Below are 6,236 nucleotides of genomic sequence, written 5' to 3'. Positions count from 1 at the left end.
GCCGCGGCTACAAGTTCTCGACCTATGCGACCTGGTGGATCCGCCAGGCCATCACGCGCTCGATTGCCGACCAGGCGCGCACCATCCGCATCCCGGTGCACATGATCGAGACGATCAACAAGATGAACCGCCTGTCTCGCCAGCACCTGCAGGAGTTCGGCTTCGAGCCGGATGCGCCGACGCTGGCCGAGAAGATGGAAATCCCCGAGGACAAGATCCGCAAAATCATGAAGATCGCCAAGGAGCCGATCTCCATGGAGACGCCGATCGGCGACGACGACGACTCGCACCTGGGTGACTTCATCGAGGACACCAACAACACCGCGCCGATCGAGGCTGCCATGCAGGCCGGCCTGCGCGACGTGGTGAAGGACATCCTCGATTCGCTGACCCCGCGCGAAGCCAAGGTGCTGCGCATGCGCTTCGGCATCGAGATGTCCACCGACCACACGCTGGAAGAGGTGGGCAAGCAGTTCGACGTCACTCGTGAGCGCATCCGTCAGATCGAGGCAAAGGCAATCCGCAAGCTCAAGCATCCGAGCCGATCGGACAAGCTGCGCACCTATCTCGACAACTTGTAAGACGAACGGTGCGAATGCCGCGACAAAGGGCCCCGCAAGGGGCCTTTTTTCGTCGGAAGGCATCTGTCGAAACGATAAACTTTCGGGCTTCCAGCGTCGTCGCGCCACCGCATGACCCAGATTGTCGAACGCACCATCCTCTTCGCGGACCTGCGCGGCAGCACCTCGCTGTACGAGTCGATGGGCAATGCCGAGGCCACGGCGGTGGTCACGCAGAGCGTGGCACTGCTCGCGCGCATCGTCGAGGCCCTGGGGGGCCAGGTTGTCAAGACACTCGGCGACGGCCTGATGGCGATGTTCACCGCTCCCGCGGCCGCGCTGGAAGCGGCCGACGAGATGCACGAGTCGATGGAGCGCATCGGCGGACCCGGAAGCTCGCTGCCGCAGCCGCTGAAGGTGCAGGTGGCACTGGCTTGCGGCGAGGTCGTGGAGATGTCGGGCGACGTCTTCGGCGATGCCGTCAACGTCGCCGCCCGCCTGCTCGACCACGCCGGCGACAACGAGACGCTGCTCACCTCCGTGGTGCTTGCGGGCCTGCCGCCGGTCAAGCGCATGCGCTTTCGCAGCCTGGATCGCATGCAGCTGCGCGGCCGCGTCGAGCCGGTGCATGTCTACCTGCTCGAGGCACAACGCAACCCCGGCGACACCGCCGCCACCGCCTTCGGCGACATGGCCCCGGCACCCGAGCCCGAGGGCATCCGCCTCGTCTGGCAGGATCTCAACCGCGTCTACAGCGGCACCAGCCTGCCGGTCGTTCTCGGCCGCAGCCCGCAAGTGACCTACTGCATCGACGACACCCGCGTGTCGCGCTCGCACGCACGCATCGACTGGCATGGCGGCACGTTCCAGCTCACCGACCTGAGCTACAACGGTACCTACGTGCGCTTCGATCACGATCCCGAGGTCATCAGCCTGCGCCGCGGCACCTGCACACTGCACGGCAGCGGCCTCATCGGGCTGGGGGCGCCGCCCATCGAAGCCGACGGTCCCTGCGTCCGCTTCGAGGTCATGAAGTTTGCGGACACCCAGCCGCACGACCTCTATCTTTAAGGATGGCCGAGAACGCGCAGGCCGAGGGTCCATCGCCGCTGGCCGAAGTGCAGCTTGCCGCTGCACCTCAGCTGACGCAGGCGTTGCAGGCCGTGGCGCGCAGCGCCTGCCGGCAACTCCACGCGGCGCGAGTCGCAGTGCTCATCGACGACGGGCAAGAGCGTCACTTGATCTGCTCCGACGCAGGCGACTGGCCGGAAGGCGCCGCGCTGTCGATCGCACTGCACGCAGCGGGGCGACCGGTCGGCAGTCTGCAGGTGCTCAGCGCAAAGAGTGCCTCGGGCGAGGCGCTCGCCGACCTGGCAGCCCTCGCCTCGGCCCTGCTCGAGTCGCGCCAGGCCGAGTTGCGGCTGCGCGCTCTGGCAGAGCGCGTGCGCAGGGCCGGCGCCGCCGGCAGCGACTGGCTCTGGGAAACCGACGTCGACGGGGTGCTGACCTGGGTCTCCGACAGTGTCGAGGCACACACGGGCTGGCCGGCGGCCCGCCAGATCGGCATGCACTCGATGAAGCTGAACCGCCCCCCACCGGGCGACGCGGAACGCGAGAGCTGGGACCGCTATCGGCAACAGCGCGCGGCGCGCCACCCCTTCCGCGACGGCATCGGCGAACGCGACACCGCGCACGGCACGATGCTGGTGGCCATGAGCGGACAGCCGCGCTTCGACGCCGACGGCCGCTTCGCCGGCTACCACGGCGCGGCGCGCGACGTGACCGCCGAGGTCGCGCGGCGCGACCTCGCACAGCGAGCGCAGAACCTGCAACTGCAGGCCATGGAAGCGGCCCGGGCCGGCATCATGATCAGCGGACCCGATGGGCGCGTCCAGATGAGCAACGCCGCCTGGCAGCGCCATGTCGGCCGATTCGGCAAGACCGACGAGGCGACCTGGGAGTCGCTGGTGCGGGCCATGGCCTACAGTGGCGCCTATCCCGACGCACTGGGTCGAGAGGAAGAGTTCATCGCCTGGCGGTTGTCGCTCGCTTCGCCCACCGCGACGCCGCACGAACTGCGCTTCGAGGACCGGCACGTGCTGGTCAGCGACCTGCGCCTGCCGGACGGCAGCACCGTGCACCTGTCGATCGACATTTCCGAGCGGTACCGCGCCGAGCAGCAGCGCCGCATCGCCGAGTCACGCATGAGTGCCGTCCTGCGCGCCGTGCCCGACCTCTGGTTCGTCGTCGACCGCGACGACAACTACCTCCTGTGCAGCGACGAGAACCACCCGCTGCTCATCGAGCCCTTCGAGCGGCAGCGCGGCCGTCCCTTCGGTGCCGTGCTTCCGGCGCCGTACGACGAGCAGGCCCGCCGGGCCCTGGCGCGCGCGCGCAGCACGGGCGAGTCGCAGCGCCTCGAGTACGAGTGCACGACACGGGATGGCAGGCGACGCGTCTTCGAGGCCCGCGTCGCCCCGATGACCGACGGGCAGGTGCTCTACCTGACCCGCGACCTCACCGACCGGGTGCATGCGGCCGAACAGTTGCGCATCAGCGAGGACCTGTACCGCTCCGTGGCCGCGACGATCAGCGATGGTCTCGTGGTGGCGGGCCCGAACGGGCGCGTGCTGGCCTGCAACCCCTCGGCTGGCGAGACGCTGGCCTGCGACCCGGCCGCGCTCCAGGGCAAGCGCCTGAGCGAACTGGGCTACCGCCTTCACGACGAGCAGGATCGACCGCTGAACCCGTCGAATCACCCGGTCTACCGCGTGCTGTCGGGCGGCCCCGACGAGCGGGATCGCGCGCTGGTGCTGCACCGGCCCGACGGCTGCGTGCGCCGTGTCCTGCTCACCGCGCGTGCCATGCGCTATGCGGCGGGGCATGAGGCGCGGTCCTGCCTGGTCACGCTCCGCGACGTCACCGCAGAGCACACTGCCGCCCAGGCACTGGCCGCCGCCGAGGTGCGCTGGCGCTTTGCACTTGAGGGTGCCGGCGACGGCGTATGGGACTACGACGAGGACACCGAGCAGGTCTTCTACTCGCCGCGCTGGAAGGAACTTCTCGGCCACGCAGATCACGAGATCGGCACGTCGATCAAGGAGTGGTCGCGACGCATCCACCCCGACGACTACAAGCCGGTCATCCAGGCCATCCTCGACTACCGCGAGGGCCGCACCGAGCATTACGAGACCGAGCACCGCCTGCGCCATCGCGACGGCCACTGGATCTGGGTGCTCGACCGCGGCAAGATCGTCGAGCGCCGGGACGACGGGAGCCCGCGCCGCGTGGTCGGCACGCACACCGACATCACCCGGCTCAAGCAGGCCGAGCAGGCGCTGCTCGACAAGCAGGCTGCCGAAATGGCCAGCCGCGCCAAGAGCGAGTTCCTCTCGCGCATGAGCCACGAGATGCGCACGCCCCTGAATGCGGTGATCGGATTCTCTCAGCTGCTGCGCCTGCAGCCCGACAACGCCACCGGCAAGGTGGTCGAGTACGCCGACCACATCCTGCGCGCCAGCGAGCACCTGCTCGGCCTGGTCAACGAGGTGCTGGACCTGCAGCGCGTCGAGGAGGGCCGCACCGCGCTGCAACCGCAGTCCATCGAGCTCGCCCCCTTCATGGAGAGCACACTCGAATTGCTGCGCCCGGCCGCGCTCTCGCAGGGCATCGCCCTGACCAGCCAGCTTCCCTCCGGACACTGGGTAAGGGCCGACGCTCGCAGCCTTCGCCAGGTGCTCATGAACATGGTGTCGAACGCGGTCAAGTACAACCGCCCTGGTGGCTGGGTGGCTGTGTCGCTGCCGGAGGCGCCGCCCGGCCGCTGCGTGATCGCCATCGAGGACACCGGCTCCGGCCTCACCGACGAGCAGCTCGCGCGGCTGTTCCAGCCATTCGAGCGCCTCGGCCACGAGACTTCGGACATCGAAGGCAGTGGCCTCGGCCTGGTCATCACGCGCGGTCTGATCGAGCAGATGGGCGGCACGGTCTCGCTGTCCAGCGTGCCGGGGGCAGGCACACTCGCACGCATCGACCTGCCGGCCGCCGACGGCCCCGGCACCGTACCCGCGCCGCTGGGCGAACCCGAGCCGCCGGCCAGGGAGACGCTGGCGCCCGGGGCGCCGCAGCTGCGCGTGCTCTACGTCGAGGACAACCGCATCAACGCCCTGCTCTTCGAGGAGGCGATGCGCCTGCTCGGCGGCATCGAACTGCGGATCGCCGAGTCCGGCGCCGAGGCGCTGGCGATGGCGGAGAGCTGGGTGCCCCAGGTGCTGGTCCTCGATGCCAACCTGCCCGACATGAACGGCCACGCGTTGCTCGGCCTCCTGCGCCGCGTGCCGGCGCTGGCCTCGTTGCCGGCCTTCATGTGCTCGGCCGACGCCCTGCCGGAGGACCTGGACCGGGCGCGCCTGGCCGGCTTCCAGGACTACTGGACCAAGCCGATCGAGATGTCCAAGGTCAGTGCGGCGCTGGATTCGCTGCGCAGCACCACACCCGAGTGAGCCAGGCCGGGACGGGTCGCCGATAATCGCGCGCCGTCCGAGACCCACCGATGACCTTCGCCACCGAACCTCCGTTCCACCACGGCTCACCTGAACAGCGTGCGGTGCTGCTGGTCAACCTGGGCACACCCGATGCACCGACACCGGCTGCGCTGCGCCGGTACTTGGCGCAGTTCCTCGGCGACCCGCGCGTGGTCGAGATCCCGCGCCTGCTGTGGTGGCTGATCCTGCACGGCGTGATCCTTCGCGTGCGGCCGGCCAAGTCGGCGAAGAAGTACCAGAGCATCTGGAGGCCCGAAGGTTCGCCGCTGCTGGTGTGGAGCGCGAAGCAGGCCGCGCTGCTGCGCGGCTATCTGGGCGAGCGCGGCCATCCCGTGCTGGTGCGCCACGCGATGCGCTACGGCAACCCGTCCGTGGCCGGCGCGCTCGACGAATTGAAGGCCGCCGGCGCCACACGCATCCTGCTGCTGCCGATGTACCCGCAGTACTCCGGCCCGACCACCGCCAGCGCCTGGGATGCGGTAGGCGCCTGGTCGGCGAAGGTGCGCCACTTGCCCGAACTGCGCTTCGTCAACCACTACCACGACGACGCCGGCTACATCGAGGCGCTCGCCCAGCGCGTGCTGGCGCATTGGCAGACGAACGGCCGCGGCGACCGCCTGGTGCTCAGCTTCCACGGGGTGCCGAAACGGACGCTGCTGCTTGGTGACCCCTACCACTGCGAATGCCTGAAGACCGCACGGCTGCTCGGCGAACGGCTGTCGCTGCAGCCGGACCAGCTCGTCGTCACCTTCCAGAGCCGCTTCGGCAAGGCCGAGTGGCTGCAACCCTACACCGAGCCGACGCTGATCGCGCTGGCGACACAGGGCGTGAAGCGGGTCGACGTGATGTGCCCCGGCTTTGTCGCGGACTGCCTGGAGACGCTGGAAGAGATCGACCAGGAGGCCCGCGCGGCCTTCGTCCGGGCAGGCGGCAAGGAGTTCCACTACATCCCCTGCCTGAACGACAGCCACCCGTGGATCGCAGCGTTGGCCGACCTGGCCATCCGCCACATGCAAGGCTGGCCGGCGAAGGCCGCCGACTCGACGGCACTGGAAGCACAGCGCCGGCGCGCGCTGGCCGCGGGCGCACCCGACTAGCGCCCTCGAGGTGCTCCGCTCGCGGCCGGCAGATC

General features: G+C 69.4%; 4 protein-coding genes. All 4 read left to right on the top strand.

Annotated elements, in window-relative coordinates; translation table 11 throughout:
* Positions 1-581: sigma-70 family RNA polymerase sigma factor (locus Q0599_RS20080; RefSeq protein WP_298833497.1), on the top strand; the 581-nt coding region annotated here is incomplete at its 5' end.
* A gap of 111 nt (positions 582-692) precedes the next feature.
* On the top strand, positions 693-1,631 hold the full coding sequence (locus tag Q0599_RS20075) for an adenylate/guanylate cyclase domain-containing protein (RefSeq protein WP_298833495.1): 939 nt from the start codon (positions 693-695) through the stop codon (positions 1,629-1,631).
* 2 nt (positions 1,632-1,633) lie between these two features.
* A complete protein-coding gene (locus Q0599_RS20070) occupies positions 1,634-5,062 on the top strand; it encodes a PAS domain S-box protein (RefSeq protein WP_298833493.1) in 3,429 nt (1,142 codons plus the stop codon).
* 50 nt (positions 5,063-5,112) lie between these two features.
* A complete protein-coding gene (gene hemH, locus Q0599_RS20065; RefSeq protein WP_298833490.1) occupies positions 5,113-6,201 on the top strand; it encodes a ferrochelatase in 1,089 nt (362 codons plus the stop codon).
* Positions 6,202-6,236 lie beyond the last annotated feature (35 nt).

It is taken from the genome of uncultured Piscinibacter sp. (assembly GCF_937952055.1).
Classification (GTDB): Bacteria; Pseudomonadota; Gammaproteobacteria; order Burkholderiales; family Burkholderiaceae_C; genus Piscinibacter.
The sequence above is the reverse complement of the archived record's forward strand: the minus strand, read 5'-3'. Positions and strand labels throughout refer to the sequence as shown.